Origin of the sequence: Streptomyces sp. NBC_00271, assembly GCF_036178845.1 — a bacterium.
Classification (GTDB): domain Bacteria; phylum Actinomycetota; class Actinomycetes; order Streptomycetales; family Streptomycetaceae; genus Streptomyces.
In genome coordinates this window covers 2,219,464-2,236,496 of the sequence record NZ_CP108070.1, presented here as the reverse complement: position 1 = coordinate 2,236,496, position 17,033 = coordinate 2,219,464, and the positions used below count along the sequence as shown (strand labels likewise).

Here is a 17,033-nt window from a genome sequence, read left to right as displayed (position 1 = left end):
GTCTAGCGTGACCGTCATGGAAGAGCAGCGAACCCCCAGGTCTCCGGTGTGGGGCGGGGTACCGCCGTGGTGGAGGCACGGGCCACCGGGGTGGCACCGATGGGGCGCCGAGGACCATGGCGGCGGGCGCGGTGACCGGTGGCCGTGGCGTTCCACCCTGCTGCTGACCGTCTTCGTGCTGGGCGGTTCCCAGTTCGCGGCCCACGCCCAGGACGGCGAACGCACCCCCCTGGACCTCTTCGCGAGGGCGCTGCTGATCCTCGGCACCGGCCTGCTGCTGTGGCGGCAGCGGTACCCGGTGTTCGTCGCCTTCGGCACGGCCGCGGCGGCGCTGGTCTATCTGGCCGCCGGATATCCGTACGGGCCCGTCTTCGTCACCGTGGCCGTCGGCTGCTTCGCCGCGGTCGTCGCGGGGCACCGCTGGGCCGCCTGGACGGCCGTCGGCATGCTGTGGGTCGGCCATCTGCTGGTGGGGCACTGGCTCTACCGATGGCTGCCGCCCGCGGGGGACCGGGCCGGCTCCTGGAACCAGGAACTCGGCTTCATCACCTGGGGCGTGGTGATCTTGGTGGCGTCGGAGCTGGCCCGGATACGCCGTGAGCAGTGGGCCCGCGACCGTGCGGAACGCGCGCGGGCCGCCGCCCGGCGCGCCGACGAGGAGCGGCTGCGGATCGCCCGTGAACTGCACGACGTCCTCGCCCACAGCATCTCCGTGATCAACGTCCAGGCGGGCGTCGGTCTCGCCCTTCTCGACTCCGACCCGGAACAGGCGCGCACGGCGCTCACCACCATCAAGGAGGCCAGCAAGGAGGCGCTCGGCGAGGTCCGCCAAGTGCTCGACACACTCCGTACGCCGGGGGAGGCGCCGCGCACGCCGGCGCCCGGGCTCGACCGGCTCCCCGAACTCGTCGAACAGGCGGCGAGCGCGGGTCTGACGGTCGGGATCGAGAAACCCGGCGGCGTTCCGAAGCTTCCGCCGGGTACCGATCTCGCCGCGTTCCGAATCGTCCAGGAGGCCCTCACCAATGTCGTACGGCACTCGGGGTCGCGGCACGCGCGCGTGCGGCTGGAATCCGCTGAGGGCACGCTGCGGTTGCGGATCGACGACGACGGGCCCGCGACCGGCACCGACGTGGGTGGCAGCGGCAACGGGCTGGCCGGTATGCGGGAGCGGGCTGCCGCCCTCGGTGGCACGATCGAGGCGGGCCCGCGCGACGACGGAGGCTTCCGGGTGCTGGCCGTGCTCCCGCTGAAGGTCAAGGAGGACCGGTGAACGGTGAAGGAGAGCCGGCAGATGGCGCAGGAGAGCCGGTGGGTAGCGGGGGAGGATCGGTGGACGGCGCGGGAGGACCGAGGCACGGCGTGGCGGGACCGGTGATCCGCGTCCTGCTCGCCGACGACCAGTCACTGGTCAGGGCGGGCTTCAAGGCGCTGCTCGACGCACAGGCGGACCTGGAGGTGGCCGGTGAGGCGGCCGACGGCGAGGAGGCGGTGCGCAAGGGGCGCGAACTGCGGCCCGACGTCGTCCTGATGGACATCCGCATGCCGCTGCTCGACGGCCTCGCCGCGACTCGCCGTCTCACCGACGACCCGGACCTGAAGGACGTGAAGGTGGTCATGCTCACCACCTTCGAGCTCGACGAGTACGTCTTCGAGGCGATCCGCTCCGGGGCGTCCGGCTTCCTCGTCAAGGACACCGAGCCGGACGAACTCCTGCGCGCGGTACGGGCGGTGGTCGGCGGCGACGCGCTGCTGTCACCGGGCGTGACGCGCCGTCTGATCGCGGAGTTCGCGGCCCGTTCCAAGGAGCCCGCGGCCGCGGAGTCGCTCCTCCGGCTCACCGAGCGGGAGCGGGAGGTGATGGCCCTGGTCGGTATCGGACTGTCCAACGACGAGATCGCGCGGCGTCTGGTCGTCAGCCCGCTCACGGCCAAGACCCATGTCAGTCGCACGATGGTGAAGCTCGGCGCCCGTGATCGGGCCCAACTGGTCGTGCTGGCCTATGAGTCGGGGTTGGTGCGGCCGGGGTGGCTCGGGTGAGTGCCGGCCGCGCGGCCGAAGCGGACGAGCACCGTGACCACGCGTACCGCGAAGAGCGCGGTCGCCAGCAGTACCCCCGAGGTGATCAGGCCCTTCTCGATGGTGAGCGGGAGATCGAAGAGCAGCGCGGGGCCGGATACGGCGCCCAGCGCCAGGCCCGCCGCGAAGGTCGCGCTGAGGAGCGCGTACCCGATCTCGACCGTCATCGCGTCCCGCTGCTCCTGCGTGCGTCTCCCCATGGTCCGAGTCTGTCACGGCAGTGCGCCCGGCGGGCAAGGGGTTGCCCGCCGGGCGCGTCGGGTCGAAGTGCCGGGCCGAAGTGCCGTGTCGACGCGGTGAGTTGAGGTCGTCGGCGAACCGGATCAGTCGCCGATCGCCACCCGCCCCTCCGAATCCTCCCGTGCGGAGTCCTCCCGCACGGAGTCGTTCCCCGTGGAGTCGTTCCCCACAGACCGTGCGACCACGACGGTCTGCCGCGGGCGCCGGGTCCGCAGCCCCGGCAGCGTGATCAGCAGCCCCGCCACGGCGATCCCCGTCACCACGATCAGACCCGCCCGGTAGCTGTCGAGGACGGCCTGCGGCGAGGAACCTGCCGAGGAGTTCGCGGTCACGACGGCCGTGACCACGGCCAGGAAGAGGGCGCCGCCCACCTGGACGGAGGTGTTGAGCAGACCCGAGACCATGCCCTGCTCGTGGTCGTCGACACCGTTGGTGGCCTGGATGTTGAGCGAGGGGAAGATCAGCGCGCAGGCCGCGCCGATCAGCAGCATGGTCGGCAGGATCACGGCCGCGTACACCGGGTCGAGGCTGATGCGCAGGAACAGCGCGTAGCCGACGACCATCAGCACGAAGCCCACCGCGATGAGGCGCGGCGTCCCGAAGCGGTCGACGACGGCGCCGACCTTCGTGGAGGAGAGCGCGACCAGCGCGCCGGCGGGCAGGAAGGCGAGCGCGGTGTGCAGGGCCGACCAGCCGAGCAGCGACTGCATGTACAGCGTCACCAGGAACTGGAATCCGACGTACGAGCCGAAGAACGCCATCGCGCCGAGCTGGGCGCGGATCTGACTGCCGGAGCGGAGCACGCCGAGCCGGATCAGCGGCCCTGGCGAGCGCCGCTCGACACGGACGAAGACGGTGAGCAGGACGGCCACGACGAGGAAGGACAGGAGGGTACGGGTCGAGGCCCAGCCGACCTCGGGGGCCTGGACGACGGTGAACACCAGCAGCAGCATCGAGGCCGTGCCGAGGACGGCGCCGGGGATGTCGTAGCCGTTGTGGTCCTTCTCGCGTTCGCTGCGCGGCAGCAGCTTCAGGCCGACGAGCAGGGCGAGCAGCGCGATGGGCGCGGGCAGCAGCATGGTGAGGCGCCAACTGGCCTCGGTGAGCAGGCCGGACAGTACGAGGCCCATGGAGAAGCCGGTGGCCGCGCAGGTCGTGTAGATCGACAGGGCGCGATTGCGCAGGGGGCCCTCGGCGAAGGTCGTGGTGATGATCGACAGGCCCGCCGGGGCGGTGAACGCCGCGCTCAGGCCCTTGATGAAGCGGCTGGCGATCAGCAGCGGGCCCGAGTCGACGAGTCCGCCGAGCAGCGAGGCGAGCGCGAAGACGCCCAGGGCCACCAGGAAGACCTGGCGGCGGCCCAGCAGGTCGGCGGTGCGGCCGCCGAGGAGGAGCAGTCCGCCGTATCCCAGGATGTAGCCGCTGACGATCCATTGCAGCGTCGAGGTGGAGAGGTCCAGTTCGGAACCGATGGACGGCAGGGCGACGCCGACCATCGACACGTCCAGCGCGTCCAGGAACATCGCGGCGCAGAGCACCAGCAGGGTGCCCCACAGCCGTGGGGTCCAGCGTCCCTCGGTGGTGGGGGTGGTGAGCGGAGAGGTCATGCGGAGACAGTACATGCACATGCATCGGATGCAAGTGCATTTAATTCCGATGCAACAAACTCGATTCTTTGCTACGGTGCGCCCATGGCGGCGAAGAAGGCCGAGCAGGTGCTCGTGGACCAGTGGCGTGACATCCTCGCGGTGCATGCGCGCACCCTGTGCGAGCTCGACCGCGAGCTGCACCGACACGGCCTGGGCGCAAGCGACTTCGAGGTGCTGGACGTGCTGGCCGGGGGCACCGCGTCCGACGGTGACTGCTCCTACCGCGTCCAGGAGATCTCCGACCGCGTCCATCTGAGCCAGAGCGCCCTGTCCCGGCTGATCGCCCGCCTGGAGAAGGACGGTCTCGCGACGCGCGGCATGTGCCCGGAGGACCGGCGGGGGGTGCGCGTCTGCCTCACTCCGAAGGGACGAACGCTCCATGCCGAGGTGCTGCCCGTGCAGCGGGCGGTGCTGACGCGGATGCTGGCGGGCGGAACGGCCACCGGCGACTGACGCCGCGGACCGCAGGGCGGAGGCCACCACACGCGAAACGCAGGGCGGAGGCCACCACGCGCGGACCGCCCTCGCACGCGGACCGACCCGGACCGACCCGGTCGGGCCCCGGTGTCTCAGCCCCAGGTGATGCTGGACTTCTCCCGCCACAGCGCGGCGAGCGAGGCGTCACCGGTCAAGTCCGGGAACGGCAGCCGGTTCCACAGCGCCAGATAGAGCCGTGCCGCGGGCCCCGCCAACTCGCAGTCGACGTCCCCGCCCGCCGCCACGCCCCACTCGCTCACCGGCGGCTCGGGCGACAGTCGTACGGTCCACACCGCGTCCACGTCGGTGGCGCGCACCCGCAGCACACGGGGAGTTCGGGAGCGCACCTGGCTCCTCGGACGTCCATGGAAGCCGCGCAGCAACTCGTCGATCCCGTCCACCGCGAAGCCGCGCGTCACCGTGTCCGGCGTCTCGCCGAGCGCCGACTGCGCGTCGACCCGGTGGATGGTCGTCTCGTGCGCCTGCCGCCGTGCCCAGAAGGCGAGCGGCGAGGGCGCGGGCAGAAAGCTCCAGCACGACAGGTCGGGCGGAGCGGCCGCGAGGGTGTCGACCAGGCGGCGGTGGCCGTCCCTGAACCAGGCCAGCAGTTCGGCGCCGTCCAGCTCGGGCAGGCCGCCGTCCGGGTGGTACGCGGCGTACCCCTCGGCGACGAACGCCGTCGCCCACCGGTGCACCATGCCCGTGTGCCGCACCAGATCCCGCACCTGCCACCCCGGGCAGGTCGCCACCTTGGCGTCGGGCCCCGCCTGCTCGGCCGCCGCGGCCAGCGACCGGCCCTCCTGGTCCAGGCTCTCCACGAACTCCGGAATCTCCATGCGGCGAGTGTGCCGGACGGAGTGGGCTCCGGGGGCCGCGGACGCCCATCGCGTCACACGACGGGGGTCACTGCCGACGCACGGTGGGCCGACCCGGCGGCTGTCGGCGCCGACGGCGGGCAAGGAGAAGCCCCGGCTGGACGGGGGAGACCAGCCGGGGCCGTATGTCGTGGCCGACGGAGGGCGGTCGCCTCGCGGCGGAACGCTCCATGGGGCTTCAGCCGAACGATCGTCCCCATGGGCTGTAGGTGAGACCCGGGGACACTGTCCCCTCCGCAGCCACGTACGGATCAACGGCCGATGCCCCTGGGTTGTTCCCGCCCGGCTCCCTCGCCCGCTGTGAGGTGGAGCACGCCTGCTCAGTCCGCGGGGGCGCCCGGCAGGGACCAGGGGCGACGCGCCGTCAGCCCACGGCCGCCCGGCGCGTCCCGAACCCGATGAGCGCGGCCAGCGCCGCCAGCACCGCCACGCTGGTGAGGGCGATGGGCAGCGAGAACCAGTCGGCCATGAACCCGATCGCGGGCGGGCCCAGGAGCATGCCGCCGTAGCCGAGTGTCGAGGCGATGGCGACACCGCCGGGGCCGGCGAGGGAGCCCGCGCGTTCGACGGCGACGGGGAAGATGTTGGCGAGTCCGAGCCCGGTGATCGCGAAGCCGAGCAGGGCCGCCCACACGGAGGGGGCGAGCGCGCCGAGCAGCATGCCGGTGGCGGCCGTGGCGCCGCCCCCCACCAGCGTCCGTGTGCGGCCCAGCCGTTCCAGCAGCGCCGTACCTCCGGCCCGGCCGATGGTCATGGCGAGCGCGAAGCAGGAGTAGCCGGTGGCCGCGACGCCCGGGTGGACCCGCAGGTCCTGTTCCAGGTGGAGGGCTCCCCAGTCGGCCAGGGCGCCCTCGCCGTACGCGGTGCACAGGGCGATCAGGCCGAAGACGAACACCAGCCCCCGGGTGCGTGCGTCGAGGCGACGCGGGGTGTGTTTCTCGTGCGACTGTCCGCGCTCCGGGGGCGCCGGGGGCTCGTGGCTCAGCAGGGTGCGTCCGGCGAGGGCGGTCACCAGCAGGCCGATCACGGTGAGCGCGAGCAGGTGCCGGGTGGGGGACAAGGAACCGGCCACCAGTGCGCCGAGCCCCGCGCCGATCATGCCGCCCAGGCTGAACGCCGCGTGGAAACTCGGCATGACAGGCCGCCGCAGCGCGGCCACCAGGTCGACGGCGGCGCTGTTCATGGCGACGTTGATACCGCCGTACGCCGCTCCGAACACGAGCAGGACCAGCCCCAGCGCGACCGCCGAGTGCGTCAGCGGGGGCAGGGCCACGCTCAGCGCCAGCAGGATGCCGCAGACGACGGTCACGGGATGGCTGCCGAAGCGGCGGCACAACCGGCCGGTGAGCGTCATGGTGATCACCGCTCCGGCGGAGACGCCGAGCAGCGCGAGCCCCAGGTCGCTCACCGAGGCGCCGGTCTGCTCCTTGATGGCCGGGATGCGCACGACCCAGCCCGCGAAGACGAAGCCGTCGAGGGCGAAGAAGGCGGTGAGGGCGCCACGCAGGCGGGGGAGGTCGTCGGGGCCTCGCACGGCACTGTGCGAACGGGCTTTGTTTATTAGCGGCACAAAGTCAGCGTAGGTGGCGGGCGGAGGTGGGGCAAGGAGCCTGTCGCGCCGAGCCGGTGACCGCGGCGGGATCACGGTGTTCCGCTGGGGCGATGCGGCCCGGCGCGACTTCATCCGCGAGCACGTCATGACCGGGCGCCACCGCCTCGCCGTCGGGCTCGGCGAGCCGAGCAGCGGCTCCGGCGCCGCGGCGCCGCGCACCACCGCCGACGATCACGGCGACCACTTCCTCGTACCGCAGACCGTCGGCGTCCACCCGGACACGCGCAAGGCGGAACCGCGCGACGCCCTCGCCTGCGCCGGGGTGCAGCGCGTGGTGTCGCTCGGCCGGGCGGGCGGTATGCCACCGGGCCTCTCCCGCGACGGCTTCCACCCCCTGCAGCGCCTCATGCGCCGGGTGGACGACGAGTGAATCGGCCTTTGATCCGCTGCCCGGACCCGAGGCCGGACGGCCTGGTCGGGTCCGGGCAAGCCAATTCCCACTCTTCCGTTACGACAGACACCCTTGACAGCTTGCGTACTGATTCGCGACGTTTGAGCCTCGCGGAACAGTTCGAGACGCGTCATGGGGGAATGGGGGGCGGTCGGCCGTGCGATCGATGAACAACGATCCTCACGCCTTAGGGGTCCGCGCTGCGAACGGTACGTCCCTCGCGGAGCCCGCGGAAGGGCGGTTGATCTGAGGTGGAGATCACGATCCACAGACCGGAGGAGCTGGGCAGTTCGCTCCTCCTGGCCTGGCATCGGGTGATGGACGAGTCGCCCGACTACGCCAACCCGTTCCTGGCCCCGGAGTTCGCGGCGGGGATCGACAGGTACCGAGGCGGGGCGCACGTGGCGGTCCTCCACGAGAGAGGGGAACCCGTCGGCTTCTTCCCGTACGAGCGCAACTCCCTGGGCGTCGGCCGGGCCATCGGTCTCGGCCTCTCCGACTGTCAGGCCCTGGTGCACCGCCCCGGGGTCACCTGGGACACGCAGGAACTGCTGCGGGCCTGCGGGCTGTCCGTCTTCGAGTTCGACCACCTCGTCGAGGAGCAGAAACCCTTCGGCAGACATGTCACCGGGACGTTCGCCTCACCGGCGATAGACCTGAAGGTCGGCGAGGGCACCTACGCCGAGTGGCTGCGCGGCGCCTACCCGGGACTGGCCAAGACGACGCTGAAGAAGGAACGCCGCCTGGGACGCGACCTGGGCGAGATGCGGTTCGTCTACGACGAGCGCGACCCGCGGATGCTGCGCACCCTCATGCGCTGGAAGTCCGCCCAGTACCGCAGGACGGGACGGATGGACCGGTTCGCGCGGCCCTGGATCGTGGACCTGGTGGACCATCTCTTCCGGGTCCGTGAGGAGCACTTCAACGGCGTGCTGTCCGTGCTGTACGCCGGTGACCGGCCGGTGGCCGCACACTTCGGACCGACCTCGCGCACGCTGTTCGCGGCCTGGTTCACCGCGTACGACCCCGAACTCCGCTACTACTCACCCGGGTTGATCATGCACCTCCGGATGGCCGAGGCCGCCGGGCGGGAGGGCGTGCGGCTCATGGACCTGGGCCGTGGCGACAAGGAGTGGAAGGACTGGCTCAAGACCCGCGAGCTGCGCGTGGGCGAAGGGTTCGCGACCCGCCCCCACCCGATGGCCACGGCGCACCGGCTCTGGCGCAGGCCGGTGCGGGGCCTGCGCAACACGGTCCTGGCCCATCCCAGGCTGCGGGATCCGGCCGACCGGCTGCTGAAGACGGTCGGCACGCTGCGTACTTCGGGCCGGCCGGACTCCGGCGCGGCGGGCCCCCGCGCCCGCTGAGCCGGCTTCGCCACCGAGGGTCCGGGTGGCCGTGCGGCATCGTGGCATCGGTGGGCGCGTCCACCCGGAGGGTTTCCGGGTGGTGTCGCGTGGCTTGGAGGGGCATGGGCGACGTGGTGGGTAATCTCGCGCTCCGACCGGCGGCATCGCTGCGAGCGGACCCAGGAGACGACCCATCACCGAACCGAAGCCCGTACAGGCGGAGCCCGCCCCGGGAGATCAGCCCCGCGAGGCCGAGCAGCTGAGGGACATGCTGCGGCAGCCCGCGTACCGGCGGACGTTGCTCTTCTGCGGCCTGATCGGGATCCCGGTGTCGTTGGTCGCGTTCTGGTTCCTCGTCCTGCTGCACGAGCTGGAACGTCTGATCTGGGTGGACTGGCCGCACCATCTCGGGTGGTCGAATCCGCCGTGGTGGTGGCCGTTGCCGCCGGCCGTGGTGTCGGGTGCGGTCGTCGCCCTGGTCGTCCTGCGGTTTCCCGGCCGGGGCGGACACATCCCGGCGGGGGGATTGCAGCCCGGAGGTGCGTCGAAGGCCGCCGTTCCCGGCGTGGTCCTCGCCGCGCTGGCGAGTCTGCCGCTGGGAGCCGTGCTCGGGCCCGAGGCGCCCCTCATCGCTCTGGGCGGCGGTCTGGCGCTGATGTTCCGGGATCTCGTACGTGTTCCCGCGACCGAGGCGAACACGGCGTTGCTCGGTGCCGCGGGCGCCGCGTCGGCCATCTCCGTGATCTTCGGAAGTCCGGTGGTGGCGGCCGTGCTCCTGATGGAGGCGTCCGGAGTGGGCGGGCCGCAGCTGTTCGCGGTGATGCTCCCCGTCCTGCTGGCCGGCGGAATCGGCGCCATCGTGTTCACCGGCTTCGGAGACTGGACCGGGCTGAAGACCGGGAGCCTGGAGATCGGACTGCCCGCGCCCTCCGTCCTCGACGCCGGGGACGTGGTGTGGTCGGTGCTCATGGCGGTCGTCGTCGGGGCGGCCATCCACTGGATCATCGCGGGCGGGCGGATCGCGGCGCGCCTCGTGGTCGCGCATCCGTTGCGCAACACGGTGCTCTGCGCACTCGGCGCGGCCGTCTGCGCGGCGCTCTACGCGGTCCTCACCGGCCGTTCGCCGTCCGACGTCGCCCTGTCGGGCCAGTCCATCCTGGTACAGCTCGCCACCGACCCGCACGCCTGGTCGGTCGGCAGCCTGGTGGCGGTCCTGGTGTTCAAGGGTGTCGCGTACGCGCTCTGCCTGGGCAGCCTGCGCGGCGGTCCGGTGTTCCCCGCGCTGTTCCTGGGCGGCGCGATGGGCGCCCTGCTCGCGCCGCTGCCGGGGCTCGGCGTCGTGCCGGGCGTGGCGGCGGGCATGGCGGCCTCGTCCGCCGCCGCGCTCCGGCTGCCGGTCAGCTGTGTGGTGCTGGTCGTGCTGATGGTGGGCAACTCGGGCACGGTGCCGGTGATCGTGCTCGCCGCCGTGGTGTCCTTCGTGACCACCGAACTGCTGTCGCTGGGGCCGGGAATCCCGGTGTTCAGCGATGGAGCGCGTCCAGCGCCTCGTCCAGCGTCGTCGCGGCCATGATCAGCGAGAGATGGGTGAAGGCCTGCGGGAAGTTGCCGAGTTGCTCCCCGCTGGGACCGATCTCCTCGGCGAACAGGCCGACGTGGTTCGCGTACGTCTGCATCTTCTCGAAGGCATAGCGGGCCTGGGAGAGGCGCCCCGCGCGGGCGAGGGCGTCGACGTAGAGGAAGGTGCACAGACTGAAGGTTCCTTCGGAGCCGCGCAGTCCGTCGGGCGAGGCCCCGGGGTCGTAGCGGTAGACCAGGCTGTCGGAGACGAGGACGCGGTCCATGGCGTCGAGGGTGTTGAGCCAGCCGGGGCTGCGGGGGGCCAGGAATCCGACCCGGGGGACGAGCAGCAAGGAGGCGTCCAGGACGTCGCCGCCGTAGTACTGGACGAGGGCCTGCTCCTTGTCGTTCCAGCCGCGCTCCATGACCTGTTCGAGGATCGCGTCCCTGGCCCGGGTCCAGCGCACGGTGTCGGCCGGTCTGCTGAACTCGTGCGCCAACTTCAGGCCGCGGTCGAACGCCGCCCAGCACATCACCCGGCTGTAGGTGAAGTTCTTGCGTCCGCCCCGGGTCTCCCAGATGCCCTCGTCGGGCCGGTCCCAGGAGTCGGCGAGCCAGTCGAGGGTGGCGGCGAGCCCCTTCCAGCCGTGGTAGCCCGTCTGTTCGCCGACCTCGCGGCCCTCGGCCAGGGCGTAGAGGGCCTCGCCGTAGATGTCGAGCTGCAGTTGGTCACTGGCCGCGTTGCCGGCCCGGACCGGGTAGGAGCCGCGGTAACCTTCGAAGTGCTCCAGGATCTCCTCCGTCAGATGGGGGTCGCCGTCGACCCGGTACATGATCTGGAGGGGTTCGTCGTCGGGGCCCTCGCGGTCGCCCAGACGGTCGCCCAGCCAGCGGGTGAAGCGGGTGGCCTCCTCCACGAAGCCGAGGTCGAGCAGGGCCCGCACCGACAGGGAGCCGTCCCGTACCCAGGTGTACCGGTAGTCCCAGTTGCGCTCGCCGCCGACCTGCTCGGGCAGTCCCATGGTGGCGGCGGCGACAGGCGCGCCCGTGGGGGCGTACGTGAGGAGCTTGAGGGTGATCGCGGAGCGGTGCACCATGTCCGTCCAGCGGCCGCGGTAGCGCGAGGTGCGCACCCACTTCTGCCAGAAGTCGATGTTCTCCCAGAGATCCTCGGTGATCCCTTCGGTGGTGGGGGGCGGTGGCGCCGCCCCGTCCGGCGCGCAGACGGTGAACACCACGACCGCCGACTCCCCGGCGTTGAGGGTGATGGCGCCTCGGACGTCCTGCCCGTCCCGTTCGAGCGGGATGCCGCCCTGGAGGTAGGCGGTCATACCGGGGGCCCGGAAGGTCGCCGTCTCCCGCATCGGCCTGCCGTGCGTCAGGTCGAGTTCGTGGGCGGCCCGCGCGTAGTCGAACCGCGGCCGGCATTCGAGGGTGAAGCGCACGGTGCCGCGCACCGCGCGGACGACCCGCACCAGGCTGTGCCGGTCGGTCGCCGTCGGGCCGGGCTGGACCGGCATGTGGTCGACGATCTCGCCGACTCCGTCGGGCGACATGAAGCGGGTCACCACGACGGCGGTGTCCGGGTAGTAGAGCTGCCTCCAGGTGCCCTCGGGGTGTTCGGGCGCGAGGAGGAAATGACCGCCGCCGTCGTGGTCGAGCAGCGCGGCGAAGATGCTCGGTGAGTCGAAGCGCGGTGCCGCGAACCAGTCGATGACTCCCTGGGACGAGACCAGAGCCGCGGTCTGCAGGTCCCCGACGAGCCCGTGGTCGGCGATGGGCGGATAGCGATCCATGCTGCTCTCCTTGTCAGGCGTGTCAGGCGGTTTCAGCCTTGACCCGCCCGGAACGGACGGCGTCGACGAGTGCCCGGTGGTCCTGCTCGTTCTGGTCGGCGTAGCGCTCGGCGAACGTCACCAGCGCCCGGTCGAAGACCTCACCTCCGCCCAGGTAGGCGGCGATGGCGATCCGGTCCCCCGACCTCGCGTGCGCGCGGGCCAGCGTGGCACCGCACAGCTCACCGAAGGCCCGCATCCCGTCCGGCACCATCGACTCGGGCTCCGCGATGCCCTTCCAGTCCCGCAACTGCCGTACGTAGAAGTCCCGTCGGCCGCCGTCGATGCCGTCAGCCCGAGCCCAGCCGAGGAAGATGTCGCTGGCCGCCTGCATGAGCCGCTGACCGCAGACCACGCGCTCGCCCTGCGTCCGGCAGTCGCTCGCCCCGGTGAACGGCGCCAGTACCGACTCGTCGGCCTCCTTGGCCTGCAGGAGCAGCGGATCCTGGTCGTCGCGGCCGAGCAGCAGAATGATCCAGCAGCGGGTGCCCACGCTGCCGACCCCGACCACCTTGCGGGCCACGTCGACCAGCCGGTACTGCTCCAGCAGCAACCGCCGGTCCGACGGGAGGCTCTGACCGTACCGTTCGATCATCCGGCGGATCAGCTCCTCCATCGCCTCGCGTTCGACGTCCGGAAGCAGGTCCTGCAGCGGTGTGACCAGCGGGGGATCCGGAGCGATACGGACCCTCCCGTCGACGACATGGGTGAGTTTGTCGAAGGCCTGGAGGCTGTCGCGGGTGCGTGCCTTCGCCACCGTCCGCGACCAGCGCTCGCGGGCCCGCGCGCTCACCTCCTGGAAGACGTGGGTTCGCACCCAGTCCTCGTCGAACCGGGCATACCACACGGGGAGATTGCCCAGCTGGGCGAAGCGCCGCTGCCATTCGCGGTACGACCGCACCGTCGACCGCACGACGCAGGCCCGTTCCTTGGCGCTGAAGCCGTTCGCCCGGCCGGCGATGACGAAACTCGTGGACAGCCGCTTGACGTCCCACTCCCACGGGCCGGGCAGCGTCTCGTCGAAGTCGTTGATGTCGAACATCATGCGGCGCTCGGGCGAGGCCAGCAGCCGGAAGTTCAGCAGGTGCGCGTCGCCGCACACCTGCGTCGTGATCCCGCTGCGGGGGGTGTCGGCGAGGTCCCCGGCCATGATGGCGGCGGCCCCCCGATAGAAGCGGAACGGTGACTCGATCATCCTCCCGTAGCGGATCGGTACGAGCTCGGGCACCCGGGTCGCGGACTGCGCCTCGATGACGTCCACGGGGTCGGGCCGCTTCTGAGCGGGAGTGAACTCCGCGTGACTGGAGCGGGGTACGGCGGCCCGGGCGGCCTTGCCGGTCTCGGCACGCTCGCGGGGCGTGCGGTGCGGGACGACGCCGTCGGCCGGGTGGTGCGAGGTCATCGCAGTCGGTCCGCGATGCGATCACCGATACGCGGGGCGTTGGCGATGGCCGTCAGCGACGGATTGTTCTCGTCGAGGGCCAGGTGGATGCCGCCGAGGGGATCCGAGCTGTTGGCCAGCCCGCGTGGATGCCGGTCGTTCGCCGAACGCAGCAGCAGGACGGCGGAGTTGACGGCGCCGCAGGCGACGACCACGATGTCCGCGCTGAACTCCACGGTCGAGCCTTCGCCGCCCCCGTCCCCGACCGTCGCGACGACCGAGGTGACGCTTCGGCCGGTCGCGTCCGTGTCCAGGCGCCGCACGTCCTGGGTGAGGTTCATACCGATCGGGAGGTGGAAGGGGTGCAGCCCCTGCTTCTCCAGATCATGGCTGAGCTGCTGGATGCGCGGCTCGTGCTGGACCGGCGGATACAGGTACTGGGCGCTGGTGGGAGCCTCGGTCGGGTCCTCGCCGTGTCGGCCGTGGACGAGGTGGAGATGCTCGGCCTGGGTGTAGTAGGGCTCGAGTTCCTCGTAGGAACCGGTGCCGACCACGATGGCGTCGTAGTGCTGTGCGTCGGTCATGCAGGCCACCGTCCCCACTGCCCACCGTGGGCATCTGTCCCGAAACCCAAGGTATCCCTGGGGGATATTTCCGGCGAGTTGGACTATTCAGGTGAACCGAGGCGTCGGGACACGGCGGGTTCCCGCGCGATCACCGCCCCGGCGGTGATCCCGGCGGCGATGACGACACAGAGCCCGATCAGCCATGACAAGACCGTGAAGACCGCACCCAGCGACCCGTAGCGGTCCAGGCTGCGGTTGAGCGCGCTGGGCACGTACAGCTTGGCGACCACCGACAGAGTGGTCATGGCCACCCCGGTCAGGAGCGCACCGGGCAGCAGGGGCGGCCAGGGGACGCGCGCCGCCAGCAGCAGGTGCTGGGTCCACCACCAGACGCTCACCTGGGCGACCAGCAGGAGCGGCACGCCCAGCCACGCCCCCACGCCGAACCCGGTGCGCAGCGGTCCCTGCAGGGCGAGGACGACCAGCCAGGCCGCGATCCACACGAGCCATCTCCAGGCGGCGATCCGTGCGCTCGCACTCGGCAGTCGCCAGGCGCGTTGGCACAGGCGCTGCATCGCCCGGCTGCACGCCGTGGCGGAGAGCAGCACCATCAGCGAACTGACCACTCCGGCGCTCTGCTGCAGCTCCTCGGGATCGGCGGCGAAGACCTTCTTCAGCTCCTGTTCGGAGGAGCCGTTGATACCGAAGACGTCGTGCAGGGAGGAGAGGAACTCCTCGCGCACCGCCCGCGGGGCGAAGGAGGCGACCACGAAGATCAGTGGAACCGCGGTCAGGAAGACCTGGGCCGCGAGCCGGGTCGCGGAATCCAGCAGGTTCACCGCGATCAGGTGCGAGGTGAGGCGGGTGATCACCGGGAACCGCTCCTCGACGTCGGCGCGCAGCCGCCGCAGCCGCGCCCCCAACTCCGCGGCCCGCCCGCGCAGGCGGCCCGCCCCGCCGTCGGTGGACGGGCCGGATCCTCTGCCTGCGCGCAATTCCGCTCCCCGGGTCCGGACTGGGCTCCACGCCCCGAGGCGTGACCACGCCACCAGGGTGCCGTCCCGGGCGGCCGCCCGCCTGCGGCGCGAGCGCCGTTGCGCCGTACGGGGGAGAAGTCGCCCGAGGAGTTGCGGACGGCACCGCTGAATTGTGGGTGCGGGTGGGAGCGGTGACGATGGGGCCATGCGCGCATCCGGCGCCGCCCCGAACCTCGCGCGGCCGTACGGGGGCAGCGATGGTCCTTGACCTGGTCCTCATCGGTCTGGCGATCGCCGTGAACCCCTTCTCGGTCACCGCGTTCGTGCTGGTGCTGTCCGCGCGGGGCGGGATCTGGAACGGGCTGGCCTTCGTCCTCACCTGGTTGGCCAGTTTCGTCGCGATCATCGCCGTGGTGCTGCTGATGACCGGCGGGAAACCTCCGCCGCCCAAGTCGGCGCCCTCCACGGCCGCCCTGGCCGCCAAACTCGCCATCGGCGTCGGCCTCGTCTGGTACGGGGAGCGAACCCGCCGCAGGAGGGGCAGGCGGCGCAAGCCATCCGGGATGATGTCCCGGCTCGACCGGATCTCCCCGTGGACGTCGGTCGGGCTGGCGCTGTTCGTCCAGCCCTGGGGGCTGGTGGCCGCCGGTGCCGCCACCGTGGTGGAGGCGGACCTCTCCCACGCCGCCTCGTACGCGGCGTTGCTGGGCTACTGCCTGCTGGCCAGCTCCAGCCTGCTGGCCATGGAGATCTACGCGACCTTCGCCCCCGACTCCTCCCGCGTACGGCTCGGGCGGCTGCGGACGTGGCTGGAGAACCATCAGGACGAGGCGATCGTGGCGGTGTGCCTGCTGCTGGGACTGTGGCTGGTGGGCAAGAGCATCTACCAGCTGACCGCCTGACCCTGACCGGCCATCACCGGACCGCCGGGGAGCACCGACTGTCAAGGGAGCGTCGGGTGACGACCGCCCGCACAGGATCGCCGGACGGCGACCGTCGGCGTCGTCACAGGATCGCCAGGGGATTGACGGGCGAGCCGGTCGCCGCGGGCAGCCGCAGCGGAGCGATCACGCACAGAAACGACCAGCGGCCTTCGCGCGCGCAGATCGGCGCGAGGTCCTCGAACCGCAGATAGTCGAGCAGATGCAGTCCCAAGGCGTGGACGGCGAGTACATGTACCGGGAACGCGACCCCTCGCACCGCGCTCGGGGCCGTGTCGTTGTTGCCGTCACTGCCGAGCACCGCCACCTCCCGGTCGGCCACGAACTCCATCGCGGTCGGATGGAGTCCGGCACGGGCGGCGGCCACGTCCCAGGGGCCCAGCTCCTCGCGGCGCCGGCGGTGTCCGACCCGAACGAGCAGGATGTCCCCGCGGCCGACCCGTAGCCCCTGCCGGGTCTCGGCGGCGCTCAGGTCCTCGGCGGTCACGTTCGATCCGGGTTCGAGCCAGGAGAGGCCGTGCACCCGGGGTATGTCGAGGAGGACCCCACGTCCGACGATGCCGTCGCGGGCCAGCTCGACGGACAGGACGCTCGCGCCCTCCGGCGACAGCGCCTCCGCCGCCGGTATGCCGCCGTGCAGCGTGCCGTCGTAGATGACATGGCACAGCGCGTCGAGGTGACTGTCCACATCGCCGTGCACGTTCATGGCGAAGCGGTCCCGCACGAAGTCCAGGCCCTTCTCGGCCGGTTCGCCGTCGGCCGGAGCGGTGAGCCGGTGCTCGGCCGGATCGGCGTCGTCGGGTCCGGTACGGGTCTCCACGGGGGCGGCGAGCGACACCGTACGCCCCGACCGCACCTCGCGGACGGCCGCCAGCACCTGTTCCGCGGTGATCGTGTCCAGGGCGCCCCGGCGCCTGCCAGCGCCGGAGGCCGTGCCGCGCAGTCGGCGGTAGAGCGACCGGAACTCGGCCTCGCTCAGCTCGTCGGGCATCGGCATGTCACCAGCCTCCGACAGAAGCCGGATTCCGGCACGCCGAGTTGCCGGGGGCAGGCGCCACCGCGTTAATGAAGGAGCGACCTGTCCACGTCACGAGCCGGCGC

15 protein-coding genes and 1 pseudogene are annotated in these 17,033 nt (G+C 71.7%); 7 read left to right on the top strand and 9 right to left on the bottom strand.

Annotated elements, in window-relative coordinates; genetic code table 11:
* Positions 1-16 precede the first annotated feature (16 nt).
* Positions 17-1,273, top strand: coding sequence for a sensor histidine kinase (locus tag OG798_RS10650; RefSeq protein WP_267061049.1), 1,257 nt, complete (start codon positions 17-19; stop codon positions 1,271-1,273).
* Positions 1,274-1,374: 101 nt separating this feature from the next.
* Positions 1,375-2,040, top strand: coding sequence for a response regulator (locus tag OG798_RS10645; RefSeq protein WP_267063772.1), 666 nt, complete (start codon positions 1,375-1,377; stop codon positions 2,038-2,040).
* Here the strand turns inward: OG798_RS10645 and OG798_RS10640 are convergent.
* Both OG798_RS10640 and OG798_RS10635 read right to left on the bottom strand, forming a co-directional pair.
* Positions 2,001-2,279, bottom strand: a complete 279-nt coding sequence (locus OG798_RS10640) for a DUF6332 family protein (RefSeq protein WP_095856196.1) — start codon at positions 2,277-2,279, stop codon at positions 2,001-2,003. The two genes, OG798_RS10645 and OG798_RS10640, sit on opposite strands and share 40 nt — an antisense overlap.
* Positions 2,280-2,402: 123 nt before the next feature.
* Positions 2,403-3,926: an MFS transporter gene (locus OG798_RS10635; RefSeq protein WP_095856197.1), complete on the bottom strand. Its 1,524-nt coding sequence runs from the start codon at positions 3,924-3,926 to the stop codon at positions 2,403-2,405.
* Between the two features lie 84 nt (positions 3,927-4,010).
* Between OG798_RS10635 and OG798_RS10630 the strand changes: the two genes are divergently transcribed.
* Positions 4,011-4,421, top strand: coding sequence for a MarR family winged helix-turn-helix transcriptional regulator (locus OG798_RS10630; protein ID WP_121416962.1), 411 nt, complete (start codon positions 4,011-4,013; stop codon positions 4,419-4,421).
* A gap of 116 nt (positions 4,422-4,537) precedes the next feature.
* Here the strand turns inward: OG798_RS10630 and OG798_RS10625 are convergent, their stop codons facing one another.
* Entirely contained in the window at positions 4,538-5,281 is a 744-nt protein-coding gene (locus tag OG798_RS10625; RefSeq protein ID WP_328756865.1) for a maleylpyruvate isomerase family mycothiol-dependent enzyme, read from the bottom strand.
* Positions 5,282-5,684: 403 nt separating this feature from the next.
* Positions 5,685-6,854: an MFS transporter gene (locus OG798_RS10620; protein WP_328756863.1), complete on the bottom strand. Its 1,170-nt coding sequence runs from the start codon at positions 6,852-6,854 to the stop codon at positions 5,685-5,687.
* Between the two features lie 49 nt (positions 6,855-6,903).
* On the opposite strand from OG798_RS10620, the gene OG798_RS10615 reads away from it, so the two are divergent.
* From OG798_RS10615 to OG798_RS10605, 3 genes are all read left to right on the top strand, one after another.
* Positions 6,904-7,302, top strand: coding sequence for an acyl-CoA reductase (locus OG798_RS10615; protein WP_267061046.1), 399 nt, complete (start codon positions 6,904-6,906; stop codon positions 7,300-7,302).
* A gap of 272 nt (positions 7,303-7,574) precedes the next feature.
* Complete coding sequence (locus tag OG798_RS10610; RefSeq protein WP_328756862.1) at positions 7,575-8,690, top strand: GNAT family N-acetyltransferase; 1,116 nt, start codon at positions 7,575-7,577, stop codon at positions 8,688-8,690.
* A 250-nt stretch (positions 8,691-8,940) separates the two neighbouring features.
* Positions 8,941-10,245 (top strand): chloride channel protein, encoded by a 1,305-nt coding sequence (locus OG798_RS10605; RefSeq protein WP_328756861.1) that lies wholly within the window; start codon positions 8,941-8,943, stop codon positions 10,243-10,245.
* On the opposite strand, the gene OG798_RS10600 is transcribed toward OG798_RS10605, so the two are convergent.
* From OG798_RS10600 to OG798_RS10585, 4 genes and pseudogenes are all read right to left on the bottom strand, one after another.
* On the bottom strand, positions 10,196-12,028 hold the full coding sequence (locus OG798_RS10600; protein ID WP_121416966.1) for a glycoside hydrolase family 15 protein: 1,833 nt from the start codon (positions 12,026-12,028) through the stop codon (positions 10,196-10,198). The genes OG798_RS10605 and OG798_RS10600 overlap by 50 nt on opposite strands.
* Before the next feature lie 22 nt (positions 12,029-12,050).
* Complete coding sequence (locus OG798_RS10595) at positions 12,051-13,469, bottom strand: DUF2252 domain-containing protein (protein WP_328756860.1); 1,419 nt, start codon at positions 13,467-13,469, stop codon at positions 12,051-12,053.
* 32 nt (positions 13,470-13,501) lie between these two features.
* Positions 13,502-13,987 (bottom strand): annotated as a pseudogene (locus OG798_RS10590) (dehydrogenase); the annotation flags it as partial.
* A gap of 128 nt (positions 13,988-14,115) precedes the next feature.
* Positions 14,116-15,009, bottom strand: a complete 894-nt coding sequence (locus tag OG798_RS10585) for a YhjD/YihY/BrkB family envelope integrity protein (RefSeq protein WP_257016941.1) — start codon at positions 15,007-15,009, stop codon at positions 14,116-14,118.
* A gap of 239 nt (positions 15,010-15,248) precedes the next feature.
* Here OG798_RS10585 and OG798_RS10580 point away from each other — a divergent pair, with 239 nt between their 5' ends.
* Complete coding sequence (locus OG798_RS10580; protein WP_095856204.1) at positions 15,249-15,893, top strand: GAP family protein; 645 nt, start codon at positions 15,249-15,251, stop codon at positions 15,891-15,893.
* Between the two features lie 103 nt (positions 15,894-15,996).
* On the opposite strand, the gene OG798_RS10575 is transcribed toward OG798_RS10580, so the two are convergent.
* Positions 15,997-16,929: a cyclase family protein gene (locus OG798_RS10575; protein ID WP_267061044.1), complete on the bottom strand. Its 933-nt coding sequence runs from the start codon at positions 16,927-16,929 to the stop codon at positions 15,997-15,999.
* Between the last annotated feature and the right edge of the window lie 104 nt (positions 16,930-17,033).